The sequence below is a fragment of the Janthinobacterium sp. PSPC1-1 genome (assembly GCF_049897625.1).
Taxonomy (GTDB): Bacteria; Pseudomonadota; Gammaproteobacteria; order Burkholderiales; family Burkholderiaceae_D; genus Janthinobacterium; species Janthinobacterium tructae.
Genome location: NZ_JAFCWP010000010.1, coordinates 187,975 through 204,418 on the forward strand (window position 1 = coordinate 187,975; position 16,444 = coordinate 204,418).

General features: G+C 66.1%; 12 protein-coding genes. 9 read left to right on the forward strand and 3 right to left on the reverse strand.

Features of this window, described 5'->3' with window-relative positions:
* Nucleotides 1-7: 7 nt before the first annotated feature.
* Genes ACP7EG_RS25110 through ACP7EG_RS25125 form a run of 4 tightly spaced genes read left to right on the forward strand, consistent with a single transcriptional unit; the run spans nucleotide 8 to nucleotide 6,744 of the window.
* On the forward strand, nucleotides 8-1,111 hold the full coding sequence (locus ACP7EG_RS25110) for an AAA family ATPase (RefSeq protein WP_099764172.1): 1,104 nt from the start codon (nucleotides 8-10) through the stop codon (nucleotides 1,109-1,111).
* Nucleotides 1,102-3,606, forward strand: a complete 2,505-nt coding sequence (locus ACP7EG_RS25115) for a DUF5682 family protein (protein WP_426089774.1) — start codon at nucleotides 1,102-1,104, stop codon at nucleotides 3,604-3,606. The genes ACP7EG_RS25110 and ACP7EG_RS25115 overlap by 10 nt, the downstream gene beginning before the upstream one ends.
* Nucleotides 3,599-4,732, forward strand: a complete 1,134-nt coding sequence (locus tag ACP7EG_RS25120) for a VWA domain-containing protein (RefSeq protein WP_426089776.1) — start codon at nucleotides 3,599-3,601, stop codon at nucleotides 4,730-4,732. Before ACP7EG_RS25115 ends, ACP7EG_RS25120 begins: the two co-directional genes overlap by 8 nt.
* Entirely contained in the window at nucleotides 4,729-6,744 is a 2,016-nt protein-coding gene (locus ACP7EG_RS25125) for an SWIM zinc finger family protein (protein WP_426089777.1), read from the forward strand. The genes ACP7EG_RS25120 and ACP7EG_RS25125 overlap by 4 nt, the downstream gene beginning before the upstream one ends.
* Nucleotides 6,745-6,757: 13 nt before the next feature.
* Here ACP7EG_RS25125 and ACP7EG_RS25130 read toward each other — a convergent pair whose 3' ends face one another.
* Nucleotides 6,758-7,147, reverse strand: coding sequence for a DUF1090 family protein (locus ACP7EG_RS25130; RefSeq protein WP_426089778.1), 390 nt, complete (start codon nucleotides 7,145-7,147; stop codon nucleotides 6,758-6,760).
* A gap of 152 nt (nucleotides 7,148-7,299) precedes the next feature.
* Between ACP7EG_RS25130 and ACP7EG_RS25135 the strand changes: the two genes are divergently transcribed.
* The 5 genes from ACP7EG_RS25135 to ACP7EG_RS25155 all read left to right on the forward strand — a co-directional run bounded on the left by ACP7EG_RS25135 (nucleotide 7,300) and on the right by ACP7EG_RS25155 (nucleotide 13,207).
* A complete protein-coding gene (locus tag ACP7EG_RS25135) occupies nucleotides 7,300-8,124 on the forward strand; it encodes a tetratricopeptide repeat protein (RefSeq protein ID WP_426089780.1) in 825 nt (274 codons plus the stop codon).
* Nucleotides 8,121-9,122, forward strand: a complete 1,002-nt coding sequence (locus ACP7EG_RS25140; RefSeq protein ID WP_426089782.1) for an SEL1-like repeat protein — start codon at nucleotides 8,121-8,123, stop codon at nucleotides 9,120-9,122. The genes ACP7EG_RS25135 and ACP7EG_RS25140 overlap by 4 nt, the downstream gene beginning before the upstream one ends.
* A gap of 68 nt (nucleotides 9,123-9,190) precedes the next feature.
* A complete protein-coding gene (locus tag ACP7EG_RS25145; RefSeq protein WP_426089783.1) occupies nucleotides 9,191-10,405 on the forward strand; it encodes an AGE family epimerase/isomerase in 1,215 nt (404 codons plus the stop codon).
* Nucleotides 10,402-11,334 (forward strand): carbohydrate kinase family protein, encoded by a 933-nt coding sequence (locus ACP7EG_RS25150; protein WP_426089784.1) that lies wholly within the window; start codon nucleotides 10,402-10,404, stop codon nucleotides 11,332-11,334. Before ACP7EG_RS25145 ends, ACP7EG_RS25150 begins: the two co-directional genes overlap by 4 nt.
* A 232-nt stretch (nucleotides 11,335-11,566) precedes the next feature.
* Nucleotides 11,567-13,207: a diguanylate cyclase domain-containing protein gene (locus tag ACP7EG_RS25155; RefSeq protein WP_426089786.1), complete on the forward strand. Its 1,641-nt coding sequence runs from the start codon at nucleotides 11,567-11,569 to the stop codon at nucleotides 13,205-13,207.
* A 34-nt stretch (nucleotides 13,208-13,241) separates the two neighbouring features.
* Here ACP7EG_RS25155 and ACP7EG_RS25160 read toward each other — a convergent pair whose 3' ends face one another.
* Both ACP7EG_RS25160 and ACP7EG_RS25165 read right to left on the reverse strand, forming a co-directional pair.
* A complete protein-coding gene (locus ACP7EG_RS25160; protein ID WP_426089788.1) occupies nucleotides 13,242-14,327 on the reverse strand; it encodes a LacI family DNA-binding transcriptional regulator in 1,086 nt (361 codons plus the stop codon).
* Nucleotides 14,311-16,224: a glucokinase gene (locus ACP7EG_RS25165; RefSeq protein WP_426089790.1), complete on the reverse strand. Its 1,914-nt coding sequence runs from the start codon at nucleotides 16,222-16,224 to the stop codon at nucleotides 14,311-14,313. The genes ACP7EG_RS25160 and ACP7EG_RS25165 overlap by 17 nt, the downstream gene beginning before the upstream one ends.
* Between the last annotated feature and the right edge of the window lie 220 nt (nucleotides 16,225-16,444).

Consider the following 16,444-nt stretch of genomic DNA (forward strand, 5'->3'; position numbering starts at 1 on the left):
CAACATCATGACGGAACAACATAACGATAACCAGGTGGTGCGCCGCAGCGCCGAACAGCGCTACGCGAGCGAGCTGGAACGTCTGAAGGCGGCCGATACCGATCCGCGCCCGCAGGGCTGGCAGCTGTCGCCGCGCGCGGTGCGCCGCTTCATCCTGGGCGACGCGGCGCTGCAAGTGAGCCGCAAATTCTATGGCGACGATCCGCTGGTCGACCGCGCCATCGTCACCCTGATGGGGCACCAGGGGCTGATGCTGGTGGGCGAGCCGGGTACGGCCAAGTCGCTGCTGTCCGAATTGCTGGCCGCGGCCATCAGCGGCGACTCCGCGCTGGCGATACAGGGCACGGCCGGTACCACTGAAGACCATATCAAGTATTCGTGGAACTATGCCTTGCTGCTGGCCGAAGGGCCGAGCCGGCGCGCACTGGTGCCGTCGCCCTTGTTCCAGGCCATGGAAGCGGGCAAGCTGGTGCGCTTCGAAGAAATCACGCGCTGCGCGCCCGAGATGCAGGACGTGCTCATTTCACTGATGTCGGAAAAGCAGCTGATGATTCCGGAACTGGGCGGCGACGCGCGCGTGCATGCGCGGCGCGGCTTCAATATCATCGCCAGCGCCAACTTGCGCGACCGTGGCGTGCATGAAATGTCGTCGGCGCTGAAACGCCGCTTCAACTTCGAAACCGTCAAGCCGATCCGCGACCATGGCTTCGAAGTCGAACTGGTGATGCAGCAGCTGCAGCGCGAACTGGACGCCATCGGCGCCGCCGTCATCGTCAAGCGCGACGTGGTCGAACTGCTGGTGACCACGTTCCAGGAACTGCGCGCCGGCCAGACCCGCGAAGGCACGGCCATCAAGACGCCGGAGGCGGTGATGTCGAGCGCCGAGGCGGTCAACCTGGTCTATGCGGCCTCGCTGGAGGCGCTGCATTTCGGCGACGGCACCCTGCGCCCGCGCGAACTGGCCAACCAGTTGCAGGGCGTGGTCCTGAAGGACAACGCCGATGACCTCAAGCGCGTGCGCCATTATTTCGACACGGTGGTGCGCGAACGTGGCCGCCGCGACGATTTGTGGAAAAGCTTCGGCGACGCGGCGCGCCAGCTATGGCTGTAGTGCAGCCGGATTCGCAGCCGAATTTGCCGCCGGACTTGCCGGCCGGCGTGGCTGCCGCGCGCGCCAGGCTGTTCGGGCAGGGCGTGTACTTTGCGCCGGTGCGCCACCACAGCCCGGCGTGCGCGCAGGCATTGCAGGCCATGCTGCGCGAATTGCGCCCGGCCGCCGTGCTGATCGAGGGGCCGGAAGGCTTCACGGACATGCTGCCCTTGCTGCTGGACGAACGCACGCGCCCGCCCGTGGCGCTGTTGTGCCAGACGCCAGCGGCAGGCGCAGAGGGCGCACGCACGGCATCGGCGTTTTTCCCGTTTTGCGATTACAGTCCCGAATGGGTGGCGCTGCGCGAGGGGGCGGCCGTGCAGGCGCAGCTGGCCTTCATCGACCTGCCGTGGCAGGCGCGCGCGGGCACGGCGGACGCGCAGCCCGATGCCGATGCGCGCAGCCTGATGGCCGAGCGCTACCTGGCCCACAGCAGCTATCTGAACGCCCTGGCCGCGCGCGCCGGCTGCCGCGACCAGGACGAACTGTGGGATCACCTGTTCGAGGCGCGCTCGCGCGCCGCGCTGGCGGACTGGCGCAGCGTGTTTGGCGACGTGTTTTCATACTGCGCCATGGCCCGCCTCGATTACGAGCCGGCCGTGCTGGAAGCGGAGGGCAGCCTGCCGCGCGAACGCCACATGGCGGCGCATATCGCCCGCTGGCGCAAGCAGGTCGATGGCCCCGTGGTGGTGGTCACCGGCGGCTTTCACACCAGCGCGCTGATCGAACTGCTTGACGCCAATCCCACACCTGCCGCGCCGGCCGCGCCAGCCATTACCGGCACCAGCTGGCTGATACGCTACAGCTTTGAGCGGCTCGATGCCCTGAATGGCTACGGCGCCGGCATGCCGGCGCCCGCCTACTACCAGGCCGTCTGGGATGCCCTGCAGTCGCCGGCACCTGGCGATCATCAGCTTGCCGTTGCCGTGGACCAGTTGACCAGGCTGGCCCAGGATAGCCGGGCGCGCGGGGTGCAGGAGCGCATTTCCACGGCGCAGGTACAGGCGGCGGTGCTGCAGGCGGCCAGGCTCGCGGCCTTGCGCGGCCATGCGGGGCCAGGCCGCCAGGATGTGCTCGACGCCATGCGCTCCTGCTTCGTCAAGGGCGCCATTGACGATGGCATGCAAGGCCTGTTCGACGACGTGCGGCGCCAGATGACGGGCAGCCGGCTGGGCGACGTGCCGCCATCGGCCGGTTCGCCGCCGCTGGTGCAAGACGCGCGCGCGGCTGCGCATCGCCACGGCTTGCGCCTCGACGACGGCGACAAGCGGCTGGCGCGGCTGGACCTGTACCGCAAGGAACGCCACCGCCGGCGCAGCCGCTTCTTTCATCTGATGCAGTATCTGGACACGGACCTGGCGCGCTGGCAAGGCGGCCCCGATTTCATGGCCGGCAGCCGGCTCGAACTGCTGTTCGAGGAATGGACGTATGCGTGGACGCCGCTGGTCGAAGCGCGCCTGATCGAATTGGCCGCCGATGGCAGCACCCTGGCCGAGGTGGCGCTGGCGCGGCTGCTGCGCGAAGAGCAGGCGTTGGGCGCCGCGGGCCGGGCCCGTTCGGCCGGCAGCGCCGCTGCCCTGCTGGTGCGTGCCTGCCTGGTGGGCTTGCATGAACGTCTGCCCGATCTGTTGTCGCTGTTGTCGCGCCATCTCGATGAGGATGCCGATTTTGCCTCCGTCGTCGCTTGCGGCCATGCGCTGGTGACCCTGTGGCGCGCGCGCGAGCCGCTGGGCGTGCGCGAACATCCGGGCGTGCTGGCGCTGATGCGGCGTGTCTGGCCGGCCGCGCTGTTCCTGCTGCCCGGACTGGCCGATACGGACAGGGACGGGGAAGGCGCGCAAGTGGGACAGTTGCTGGCATTGCGCGAATTTGGCCGTGCCGCACGCAGCGCCTTGCCGGTGCAGGAGGCTGGCCTGGCTTTCGAAGCCGGCGACCTGCACCGGCGCCTGCAGGCCCTGACGGCGACGCGCGCCTGTGCGCCCGGCATCTGCGGCGCTGCCGCCGCGCTGCTGTTCCTCGATGGCGCCTGGGGTGAGCAGGATTTGTCGCGCTTGCTGGAACAGCGCTTCGGCGCCGGCGCCACGCCGCAGGATGCCGTGCGCTTCCTGTCGGGCCTGATGGCCGCCGCGCCTGAATTGCTGCTGACGCAGCCGGGACTGCGGCGCAGCTTCAATACCCTGGTCGGCAGCTGGGACGAGGCCAGTTTCATCCAGTATCTGCCCGATTTGCGGCTGGCCTTCACGGGCCTGAAGCCGCAGGAGACGAGCGACCTGGCCGAGGCGCTGGCGGTGCTCAACGGCGCTGCGCCGGACGCCTTGCAGGTCGAATTCCACTACGACGTCAGCGAAGATGAGATGCTGGCGGGTGGTCGCCTGAACGCGGCGCTGGCCGCCTGCCTGGAGCGCGATGCGCTGTCTGTCTGGCTGGATCTTTCAACGGAGAAGCCGCATGGCTGAACATCTGCATCAACAGGAATTGCTGCGCCGCTGGCGCCTGATGCTGGGACGCTACGCGCAGCCGCTGCAAACGGAAGCCTGGTCCGCCAACGATGGCCGGCTCGATGCCAGCCTCGATTATCTGTATGGCCGCGAGTATGAGCGCAAGGGCATGCTGCGCGCCGCCGGTGGCGGTTCGCTGGACCCCAGCCAGCTGCGCGCCATCGACTGGCTGGCGCAGGCACGCAAGCTGTTTCCGCAGGAGGTGTACGAGCGCGTGCAGGGCCACGCGATCGAACGCTATGAATTGAGCGGCCTGCTGCGCGACCCTGCCGTGCTGGCCAGCCTGGAGCCGAACCAGGCGCTGGCGCGCGCCCTGATCGGCATGCGCGGGCGGCTCGGCGCGGACATGCATGACACGGTGCGCGCCGTGATACGCCACGTGGTCGAGGAAATCACCGAGCGCCTGCGCAAGGATTTCGTCAACGCGGTGGTGGGGCGGCGCAATCGCTTTCGCCGCACGCAGATGCAAAGCGCGCAGAACTTCGATTGGCGCGCCACCATTGCCGCCAACCTGAAACACTATGACCTGGCCAGCCGCCGCCTGCTGATGGCGCGGCCCGTCTTCAATGCGCGCGTCAAGCGCAGCCTGCCGTGGGACGTCATCCTGTGCGTCGACCAGAGCGCCTCGATGATGGATTCGGTGATCTATGCGGCGGTGGTGGCCGGCATCCTGTCCGGCCTGCCGGCCGTGAATGTGCGGCTGGTGGTGTTCGACACCAGCGTGGTGGACCTGACGCACCTGGCCGCCGACCCGGTCGAGGTGCTGCTGACGGTGCAGCTGGGCGGTGGCACGAATATCGGCCGCGCGGTGCAGTACTGCGAGCAGCTGGTGAGCAATCCGCAGCGCACGGTACTGGCCCTGATCAGCGATTTCGAGGAGGGGGCGCCGCCAGGGCCGCTGCTGGCGGCGCTCAAGCGCATGGCCGAGTCGCGCGTCACCCTGCTGGGCCTGGCCGCGCTCGACGCGCGCGCACAGCCTGTGTATGACCATGGCATGGCGCAGCGCCTGGCGGATCAGGGCATGCACGTGGCGGCACTGACGCCACAACACTTTGCCGAATGGCTGGCCGGGGTAATGGGATGAGCTGGCACGCCGTGTACCGCAGCTTTGACGACGACAGCCTGGCGACGCTGGCCAACGCGGGCCTGCTGCGCCGCGCCCTGAAAGATATCGAGGCGGGCAAGGTAGGCTGGCAGGATGACGTGGGCGGCGCCCTGGTCGCCGACGGCCAGCGGGTGGCGCTCGATGCGGGCGGGCCGCAGAAGGGCCGCTGCGATTGCCCGGCGCCCGGCATGTGCAAGCATATCCTGGCCGCTGCGGTGTGGCTGCGCGAACTGCCGCAGGAGAGTGGACAGGACGGTGCGCAGGAGGCGCCGCCGGCCGGCGTGCAGGAGGAGGTGCTGGCGCTCGACAGCGCGGCCGTCTGCAAGCAGGCGGGCAAGCCGGCGGTGCGCCAGGCGCTGGCCTGGCTGGCGCAAGGCGACCAGGCGGACGTCACCATCGTCAACGCCAGGCTGCAGATCGAGCTGCCCCTGTTGAAGCTGGGCTGCAGCTATCTGCGCGGCGCCGGTGTGGACGCCATGGTGTCCGATACCCCGGCCGCCCTGCGCAAGGCGCTGCACCTGTATGCGCTGGCCTGCGTCTGGCGCAAGCATGGACGGGAGTTTGCCTGGCCGGACGGCGCCGCGACGGCGCCTGCCGCCGCAGCGCCGGGCATGATTACGTCCGAGCTGGTGTTCCTGGCCCAGGTGCGGCGGCTGCTCGGTGAGCTGTACGACAATGGCCTGTCGCATGCCAGCGCGATTGCCGCCGGCCAGCTGCGCGCGCTGACCATGTCGGCACGCAGTGAAAACCTGCCCCGTCTTGCCGCCCTGTTGCGTGGCCTGGGCGGTACGCTGGACTTGCTCGTGCGGCGCGATTACCACGCCAGCGAGCGCCAGGCATTCGAAGAGATGGCGGCCATCGGCGCCTTGTGCGCGGCGCTCGAACATGCGCCTGGCCCGCTCTTGCAGCGCTTGCGCGGACAGGCGCGGCGCAGTTTTGATGCGGCCGGCGACGCGCCCATCGACCTGCTGCCGCTAGGCGCGTATTGGTGGGAAACGCGCGGCGGCGCGCATGGCCTGACCTTGTCGTTCTGGCAGCATGCCGAGGGGGGCGAGGGGCGGATCGTGCAGGCCGTGCTGGCGCGGCCTGACGCCAGCGACCGCTCGTTTACGCGCGAATCGGCATGGGATGCGGGCAGCCTGTGGACGGGCGCCGGCAGCGCCCGGCATATGTGCGGGGCGAGCTGGCAGTTGGCAGGCGCGTCCCTGGCCGACGATGGGCGGCTTGCCATGGACAGCGGGGTGCGCGCCAGTGCGGCGCCGCTGTGGGCGCTCGACGATGCGCGCTGGCAGAGTCTGGGTTTCAGCGACTGGACGGCGCTGGCCGCTTTCATGAGTGGTAACGTCGGCTTGACGCCGGAGCCCGTCGATTGCGTGGTGCTGCGTCCGGCGGCCGTGGCGCGGCCACAGCTCGACGAAGTGGGGCAGCGGCTCGATTGGCAGGTGTTCGACACCTGTGGCGCCGCCCTGGACTTGCAGATTCCGGCACTGCCGGCGCTGCGTCCGCGCATCACGCGGCTGCAGGCGGCCGTGGCCGATGGCGCTGATATCCGGGCCGTGCTGGCCAGCCGCACGCGTGGCGAGCCAGGTGGCTGGCAGCCGGTGGCGCTGCTCATCGCCAAGAATGGCAAACTGCGCGTGGTGTCGCTCGATTTCGAGATCGACGCAGGCAAGCTGCCGTCGGCGCTGGCGCGCTTTTTCAAGAGCCTGGGGGGCGCCAGCCTGGCGTCATCGGTGCCGCAGCAAAGCTCGGCGGCAGCGCGGGTGCTGGCCCAGGTGCTCGACCTTCTCGCACTGCAGGCGCGTAGTGGCCGGCCACGGCTGGAAGCCGAGCTGGCTGGCGAACTGGCGCGCCATGGCGCCACCTTGCGCGCGCTGGGCCTGGATTTGCCGGCCGGCCTGCTGGGGGGCTACGTCAGCACGCCGCGCGCAGCGCAAGCCTTGCGTCTGGCGTATGTCTGCACGACGTGCCTCGCGCTGGCTGCCGGGTAGCCGCGGCTTGCCGTCAGGGCTGCTGCGCCTGCAGGGCGGCCAGTTCCGCCTTGGCCTTTTCCAGTTTGCCTTCCAGCTTGGCGATTTTCTTCGGTTCTTTATTGGCTTCCTGGGCCAGGCGCAGCGAACGCTCCGTCTGGTTCACTTTCGCCTGCGCCTTCAGCACCTTCTTGTTGTGGCGTTCGATCAGGGTGCTGTCGCGGCAGTGGGCGTTGACTTCGTCGAGCGCGCGCGTCAGGCCCGCGACCTTGTCGGACAGACCCTGTTCCTGCGCTTGGCGTAATTCGCTGCGGATGCTTTCGCGCTTGGCGGCGCAGCCTGCCAGCTGGGTGTCTGCGGCGCTGGCGCCCACGGAGGCTGCGGCGAGCAGCAGGGTCAAGGCGGTGGTGGCGAGGCGGTTCATGGCGTTCCTGTCTAAGTGGTGAGCCCGTGCAATGTAAGCCTGCCGGCGTACCCTGTCAAACTTCCCGTACCGTGCGCGCCTTTCTGGCGAGCCATCGGCTACCATGCGTGTTTTCTTCTTCCCGACTCCGCCGCATGCCCAGGAAATTACTCTTGCTGATCCCTTTAGTATTGCCGCTGCCTGTTCTGGCGCAAACCTCGCCCACCTTGCTCGATCTGCAGCTGATCGCCATCGAGGCAAGGGCCGATGTGGCCAGCCACAGCCCGGAAAGCATCGCCGAGTTTGCCGAGACCCGGCGTGTGGCCGAAGCGGGCGACGTGGAGGCGCAGCTGGAATTGGCGCGCATGCTGCAGCTGGGCGTCGGCACGCCGCAAGACACGGCGCAGTCGATGGTCTGGATACGCAAGTCGGCCGAAGGCGGCTATGCGCCGGCGCAATCGGCTTTGGGTTTGGCCTACACGGTGGGCGGCAAGGTGCCCATCGATCGCGTGCAGGGCGAATACTGGTTGCGCAAGGGCGTGGCGCAAGGCGACGCACTGGCGCAAACCATTTTGGCGCTGGAATTCATCGATGGCGACAGCAGTGCCGAAGAACAGGCGCTGGCCATCGAATGGCTGAAGGCGGCGGCGAACGAGCAGCACTTTGTGCCCGCCTATAACGCGCTCGGCGAGCATCTGATGCGGGCGGCCACGGACGATGCACAGCGCATCGATGCCTTCGCCTGGTATCAACGATCGGCGCGTGAAAAGCAGCCGGCTGGCATGCGCAATTTCGCCCATGCCTATGAGCTGGGTCTGGGCGTGAAACAGTCGGACAAGTGGGCCCTGATCTGGTACGAGCGGGCCGCATGGAGCGGGGACGTGCCGGCCATGCGGCGCATGATTGACGTGTATGTCAAAGGCGAACTGGGACAACAGGCGAATGCCGAAGACGCCGCCGAATGGCGCGGCAAGCTGGCGGAAAGCGAAAAGAAATGAGAACCATCCTGTGTATATTGACCCTGGCGCTGGCGCAGAGCGTGCTGGCGCAGCCAGCGTCCCTGCCAGCGCCGCGCCAGCATCCGGCGCTGGCCGAATTCGACATGTCCGGCCTCGACGACATGCGCGCCAGAGTGCAGGCCGTGATCAACCGCCCGGCCGACCTGTCGCCGGACAAGGTCGCCGCCTATGAGAAGACGCGCCGCGCAGCGGAAGGGGGCGATACGGTCGCCCAGCTGGAGCTGTCGCAGATGCTGCACGACGGCGAGGGCACGCCGCACGACGCCGACGCCGGCCTGGCGTGGATGCAGAAATCGGCCGAAGGCGGCTATGGTCCGGCGCAGGCTTTCCTGGGCGTGGCCTATACGCTGGGGCAGGGCATGGACATCGACCGCAAGCTGGGCGAATACTGGTCGCGCAAGGGCGCCGCGCAAGGCGTGGAACTGGCCAACTTCACGCTGGCCATGCACTTCGAGAATATCCACAGCAGCGCGGAAGAACGGGCGCACGCACTGCACTGGCTGAAGTTTTATGCGGAAAACGGCTTTATTTACGCCTACAATGAAATCGGCTACCGCCTGATGATGACGGCCAGGGACGAGGCGCAGCGCAAGGAAGCATTTGGCTGGTACATGCGGGCGGCCAAGGCGCTCGACCCGCCGGGCTTGAACAACGTGGCCTACTCGTATGAAGTAGGGCACGGCGTGCCGCAGAGCGACGAGGCGGCTTTGGGCTGGTATGAAATGGCGGCCATCGCGAAGAGTCCACCGGGCCAGACGGGCTTCGCGCGGCTGCTGGAGCAGGGCCGTGGCGGACCCACCCGCCAAGGGCGGGCGCCCAAGCCCTTTGCGCTGTACCTGCTGGCGGCCAGGCAGGGCGACGTGGAAGCGATGGAACGGCTGATCAAGGTGTACGATAAGGGCGAACTGGAACAGGCGGCCGACCCTGCCCAGGCGGCACTGTGGCGCGAAAAGCTCAGGCTGGCCAAGACCCCCTGACTGGGCATGACGGAGTGGATACGGCATGCTATCATCATTGTTATCGATAACAATATCATGAGAGACCCATGAATCCCGATTTCCGCTCCAGGCAGATGCTTGAAAATCATATCCTGCACACGATGCACTTTTATCACCCGCGCGCCATCGATGCGAGCGGCGGCTTTTATCACTTCTTCCTCGATGACGGCACTGTGTACGACGCGGCCACGCGGCACTTGGTCAGCAGCACGCGCTTCATCTTCAATTACGCCATGGCTTACCGCCATTTTGGCGATGACGATTACCAGGCGGCCCTGCGCCACGGTGTGGCCTTCCTGCGCGACGTGCACCGCGACCCGGCCACGGGCGGCTACGCCTGGCAACTGAAATGGCAAGACGGCGCCAAGACGGTGGAAGACGGCGCCAACCACTGCTACGGCCTGGCCTTCGTGCTGCTCGCGTATGCGCACGCCTTGCAGGCGGGGATGCAGGAAGCGCGCGCGTATCTGGACGAAACGTTCGAGCTGATGGAGCAGCGTTTCTGGCTGCCAGAACACGGCCTGTATGCGGACGTGGCCAGTGCCGACTGGGCGACGCTTGACGGCTACCGGGGCCAGAACTCCAATATGCACGCCTGCGAAGCCATGCTGGCCGCGTTCGAGGCGACGGGTGAAGCGCGCTATCTGCACCGCGCCGAGACGCTGGCGCACAACATCACGGTGCGCCAGGCGGGTCTGGCGAACGGCATGATCTGGGAGCACTACAAGCCTGACTGGTCGATCGACTGGGATTACAACCTGCACGACAAGAGCAATATCTTCCGTCCCTGGGGCTACCAGCCCGGCCACTTCACGGAATGGGCCAAGCTGCTGCTGATCATGGAGCGCCACAGCCGGCTCATGGCCGGCCCGTCCGACTGGCTGCTGCCGCGCGCGCGCACCCTGTACGACACGGCCCTGGCCAAGGCCTGGGATGGCGCGCATGGCGGCATCCACTACGGCTTTGGCCCGCAAGATGAAATCTGCGATGGCGACAAATACTTCTGGGTGCAGGCCGAAAGCTTCGCGGCGGCGGCAGTGCTGGCCGTGCGCACGGGCGACGACGCTTACTGGCAAAGCTACGACAAGATCTGGGATTACAGCTGGACGCACTTCGTCGACCACGAACACGGCGCCTGGTACCGCATTTTGACGCCCGAGAATCAAAAAATCAGCAACGAGAAAAGCCCTGCCGGCAAGGTCGATTACCACACCATGGGCGCCTGCTATGAAGTGCTCAACGTGCTGAAAGGTGCAGCATGAGCGCCGCCGCTTTTTCCTCTTTCCCCACTTTTGTGTCGGCCGGCGAAGCGCTGACGGACATGCTGCGCACGGGCGCGGACTCCTGGAGCAGCCAGGTGGGCGGCTCGACCTGGAACGTGGCGCGCGTGATGGCGCGCCTGGGCGTGCCCAGCGCCTTTGCGGGTGCCGTCAGCCTCGACGTCTTCGGTGACGCGCTGGCCGCTGCCACGGAGGTAGCGGGCCTGGACATGCGCTTCTTGCAGCGCCATGCGAAGTCGCCGCTGCTGGCCATCGTGCATGAACTGCATCCGCCCACGTATTACTTCATCGGCGACGACAGCGCCGACCTGCATTTCGACGCGGCGCAGCTGCCTGCCGGCTGGATGCAGGGCGCGCAATGGGTGCATTTCGGCGGCATCAGCCTGGCGCGCGAACCGCTGGCGGGCAAGCTGGTGGCGCTGGCGCAGGAACTCAAGGCGGCTGGCGTGAAGATCAGCTACGACCCGAATTTCCGTATCATGATGGATGAGCGCTACGACGCCACCCTGCGCCGCATGACGGAACTGGCCGACGTGATCAAAGTGTCAGATGAAGACCTGGCGGGCCTGTTCCGCCACGATGACATCGATGGCGCGTTTGCCGTGCTGCGCGGCTGGAATCGGCAAGCCACGTATTTGTATACGCGCGGCGCGCAGGGCGCGGCCCTGTACCAGGGCGAGCAGACATGGCAGGCGGCGCCGCCCGTCATCGAGGTGGTCGACTCGGTGGGGGCGGGCGATGCCAGCATCGGCGGCTTGCTGTACAGCCTGATGTACCGGCCCGATGCTGACGGCGGCCAGCACTTGCGCTTCGCCGTCGCGGCCGGAGCGGGCGCTTGCCTGGCGGCCGGCGGTGCCCCGCCGTCGGTGCAATTGGTGGAATCGTTGCTGGAGCGCACTATATTGGGATGATGTGGGTAGCGTGTGCGTATTCAGCGGCACCAGGGTGCCCTTCTTGCAAGAATAGGCGTAAGATTTGCTTTCTCGCCATGTCAAGAGCCTGTCCCGGCAACTGTATTCATCTGCGGGGATGGACTCCAAGTCATTCGCTGACCAATATGCCATTCCTCCCAGTGCCATGCATGGCGCCACCTGGCCGGATCTGTGCGCTTTACAGAGCATGGGCGCTGAGAAGGAAGTCCGCATGTATAAGATCTGGAAATTTTTCAATCCCAGGAGCTTCAAATTCAAGATGACTGTGCTCGTGGGCGTGCTGGTGCTGTGCGCGACGGGTTCTGTTGCGCTCACATCACTGTCTGTCGCGCAAGGGCAGATGGTATCCGTCATCGGCAATCAGCAATACGCCTTGCTGACCAGTGCGGCGGCCTATATCGACGACGACTTGAATGCGAAGAAAGCCCTGCTCAGGGTGCTGGCGGAAGGGCTACCTGCGGATGTGGTTGAACATCCGCAGCGGATGCAGGCATTTATTGAAAAGCATCCAACCCTGCGCGAGGAATTTTTCAATCTCGTCGCCTTTGATGCTACGGGGAAATTGATTGCCAGCATGAATGACCGGCGCGTGGTCGGCACGCTCAATTTCGCCACGCGGGAATATTTTATCGATACCGTGAGACTCAGGGAAGGCGTGATATCGCGTCCATTCAAGAGCCAGCTGTCGGGCAAGCCCATTGTGCTGGTAACCGAACCGATCTATGACGCAGCCGGCAAATTGCTGTATATGATCGCTGGCGGTATCAATTTGCAGAGCCCGACATTTTTCGGCCAGTGGGAGCAGCTCAAGCCGGGCAAGAGCGGTTATCTGTTCATGTTGACCGACGACGGCACGATACTCCACCATCCGGACCCGGCGCGCATCCTGAAGCGGGTGAGTGAAGAAAAGGGTGGAGCTACGCCTTCCACCCTGGCCGCATTGCGTGGATTCGACGGCTGGATGCAGGGAAAAACCAAGCCGGGCGTGCAGGCCATTATCACCTACAAGCATTTGCATGCGGCCGATTGGATCATCGGTGCCGTCTACCCTGAAAGCGAGGCATTCACGCCGATCACCGATATTTATGCCCAAGTCATCATTGCTTCGTCAGGTGTCGCCTTGCTGGCCAGTTGTGCCGGCTGGTTGGCGGTGATGCTGCTCTTGCGACCCTTGGGCGATCTGGGCCGGCATGTGGCGAGCATACGCTCCGGCCATGCCGATATTGCGGTGTTTGATATCGCCCGCAAAGACGAGTTCGGAAAACTGAGCCGTGCATTCTATGCGCTGTCGCTGCAGAGGGAAGCTGCGGAGAGCAACCTCGCTGCTCTGGCGCGTACCGACATGCTGACCGGCCTGCACAACAGGCGCATGTTTGACGAGGCGCTGGCCGCGGCATTGACGCGCGCCCGGCGCGCTGGTACGGGCCTGGCGCTGGCCTATCTGGATATCGATTATTTTAAAAAAATAAATGATACCTATGGGCATGGCATCGGCGACCTGGTGTTGATTGAATTTGCCAAACGGCTCAAAGCTTGCGTCCGCTCCTCGGACACGGTAGCGCGCCTTGCAGGCGACGAGTTTGTCATCATTTTTGAACAACTGACGGATCAGTCCGAGCTCGCGATACTGGGCAAGAAAATCGTGCAAGAGATGGTCGTGCACTTTGATTGCGGCGGTATCGGTCTGCATGTCGCCACCAGTGTCGGCCTGGCGTTCAGCGCCCAGGGCGATACGACGGCAGGGACATTATTGACGGCGGCCGACACGGCGCTGTACCAGGCAAAAAGCGCTGGCCGCAACGGTTATGCCGTCACCTCCATCGGCAGCCCCGCCTTGACCGAGGCGCTGTAGGACATCGCCTGTTCTGGCAGCGTCAAGGTCTGCGCTATCCCTTTGCCGCCAGCGGCGCATACACACCCGACGATGCCCGCTCGACCAGCGTAAATTCCATCAGGCGATGCGTGGCGGGCGCCGGTTCTCCCGCGCGGCGCTGGCGTATCTCGTCGATGACGAGACTGACGGCGGCGCGCGCCATGTCGGCGATGGGCTGGTGGATGGTGGTCAGCTCGGGCCAGACGGTGGTGGCGACGGGCGTGTCGTCAAAGCCGCACACGCTCAATTCGGCCGGCACCTGCAAGCCCATGCCGTGCGCCACGGCCAGGGTGGCGGCGGCCATGTCGTCGTTGCTGGCGAAGATGGCGCTGGGGCGCGGTGTTTGCGCCAGCAACTTGCGCGCCGCGTCCAGTCCCGAACGATACGTAAAATAGCCTTGCGCCACTCTGTGCGGCGGCACCTGCAAGCCCGCTTCGCGCATGGCGTCCTCGAAAGCCTGGCGCCGCAGCAGGGCGGGCGTGTGCGCCGGATCGCCTTCGATGAAGCCGATGTCGCGGTGGCCCAGTGAGATCAAATGGCGCGTCATGGCCAGCGCGCCTTCGTAGTCGTCGATGCGCACGGCCGACACATCGGGCGAGGGGCGCGCCGTGGCTACGGCGATGGCGGGGATGCCCATCTGGTTCAGCTGCGCCAGCACCTCTGGCGAATCGCACAGGGGCGGCGGCACCAGGATGCCGTCCACGCCGGCCGCCACCAGGCAGGCGATGCCGGCGCGCTGGCTATCCAGGTCTTCGCAGCGTTCGAGCAGCAGCTGGCCGCCGCCCTGGCGGCATTGATCCATGGCGCCAACTAAAAATTCGCTGAGGAAGGCGGCGCTGGGGTTGCTGTACAAGAGGCCGATGCGCAGGGTGCCCGTGCGGGCCGCCCTGGCCGCCAGGTTGGGCTGGTAGTGCAGGCTGGCGATCGCCGCCTCGACCTTGTCGCGCGTGGCCGCGCTGACGCTGGCGCGTCCGTTGATGACGCGCGACACCGTCATGGCCGATACGCCGGCCACGCGCGCCACGTCATGCACGGTGGCGCCGCTGGCGGCGTCGGAGGAGGCGGGGGCGGCGTGCGCCGCCTTATTCGAGGTGGCCACCGAATTTCAGCTTGCCGCTGATGCGCATGCCGTGCAATTGACCCTCTTCCAGTTCGGCGGCGCTGGTGCGCTGCGCCGTGTCGCGCCGGGCCAGGCCCACGGACAGGATATCGAGCATCATCAGCTGCAGCAGGCGCACGATCATGGGCACGAAATTGAGGTTGCCTTCCGGGTGGTTCAGGGTCAGCAGCACGTCGGCCAGCTTGGCCAGCGGCGAGCCGCTGGCTGTAATGGCCAGCACGCGCGCGCCGCAGCCCTGCGCCACCTTGACGGTGCGCAGCAGGTCGGGCAGGGCGCCCGAGCGGGATATGACCAGCGCCACGTCGCCTGGTTTCAGCATGGCGGCGCTCATTTCCTGCGCCTGCGGATCGGCAAAGAAGCTGCTGACGATACCCAGGTTGAGCAGCTTGTGCTGCATGTCGTCGGCCACCACGCGGGCGCTGCCCACGGCCAGCAATTCCACGCGCTGCGCGCTGCGCAGCAGTTCGATGGCGGCCGTCAGCGCCTTCACGTCGAGCATGTCGCGCAGGGCCAGCGCGGCCGAGGCGTTATTGCCCAGCACCTTGCGCGCCAGTTCCGCGTCGGAGTCCGAGATCTCCACGTGGCAGTGTGCCACCGTGATGGCGCCGCCCGTCAGGCCGGACGCCAGCTTCAATTTGAAGTCGGCCAGGCCTTGCACGCCGATCGAGCGGCAAAAGCGCATCACGGTCGGCTGGCTCACGCCGACCCTCTGGGCGATTTCGGCAATAGGCAAGGTGAGCATGGCGTTCGGCTCCTTCAGCACCCAGTCTGCCACCTTGCATTCCGATGGGCTCATGCGCCCGCGCGCCTGGCGCACCGATTCGAGCACGGGGGCGCCGGAATGGGCGCGCTTGAGCTTTTGCGCCAGGATGGCGGCGATGCCCAGAAAAGTAGGCAGTTCGGCCGTGATCAGAAAGGTGGGAATTTGCGCCAGGTATTCGTTCAGGCGGCCCTTCTGTTCGAAGCGGGCGCGAAATTGCGACCGTTCGAACAGGGGACCCAGGCGCGGCACGATGCCCCCGCCTATGTAGATGCCGCCCAGCGCACCGAGCGTCATGGCCACGTTGCCGGCGATGGAGCCGAGGATGGCGCAGAAGCAGTCCACCGCTTCGATGCACACGTCGCATTCATTGTTCAGGGCGCGGCTGGTGATGTCGGCCGCCAGCAGCGGCGGCACGTCATGCAAGCCAGCCCGGTCTGACAGGGCGCGGTAGATCAGTTCCAGCCCGCGCCCCGAGGCGAGGCGCTCGGCCGAGACGTGCGACAGCTCGCGCCAGGCGAACGACAGCACGTCCATCTCGCGCTGGTCGCAGGGGGCGAAGCTGACGTGGCCCCCTTCGCTGCCCAGCGCGATCCAGCGGTCTTCTGCGGGAATCATGCCCGACACGCCCAGGCCCGTACCGGAACCGAGCAGGCCGATGACGCTGTCGGCGCGCGCCATGCCGCCGCCGATCTGCTGGCGCTGGTCGGGCCGCAGATAGGGCAGGGCCATGGCCAGCGCCGTGAAGTCGTTCACCACCAGCAGCGTGTCGAGGCCCAGCGCGGCGCGCATCGCCTCGATAGAGAAGAACCAGTGATGGTTCATCATGCGGATATTGTCGTCGTCGATGGGATTGGCGATGGCGATGGCCGCATGGCGCACGCGCGCCGAACCGGCGGCACGCGCCTCGCTGCTATCCATATACGCGGTGATGGCGTCGAGCAGCGAAGCGTAGTCGTCGCAGGGCAGCACGGCCACCGCTTCCAGGTGGCCCTGGCGCGTTTCGAGCACGAAGCGGGCATTGGTGCCGCCGATGTCGGCCAGCAAACGCGGCCCTTCACTGAAACGCTCCGCCGGATCGCTGCCTGCTACTTCCATTTTTTCATCAATTTTCATGGCGGTGCTTAGTCTCGTCTGCGTGCGCGGTCGTGGCGGCGCACTGTCGTTATGGGCAAAAACCAAGGATTTTAATTCGTATACGTGCCGCGTGCCGAAAAATGCAGGGTGCCTGCGCAAATGCCTGTCCACAGTGCCAGAAACGCTGGCGCCAGCGGAAAAAAACAGGGCAGTCAACTCGCACATCAGTACGCAAATAAAGTGTCGCAGAGTAGTCGTA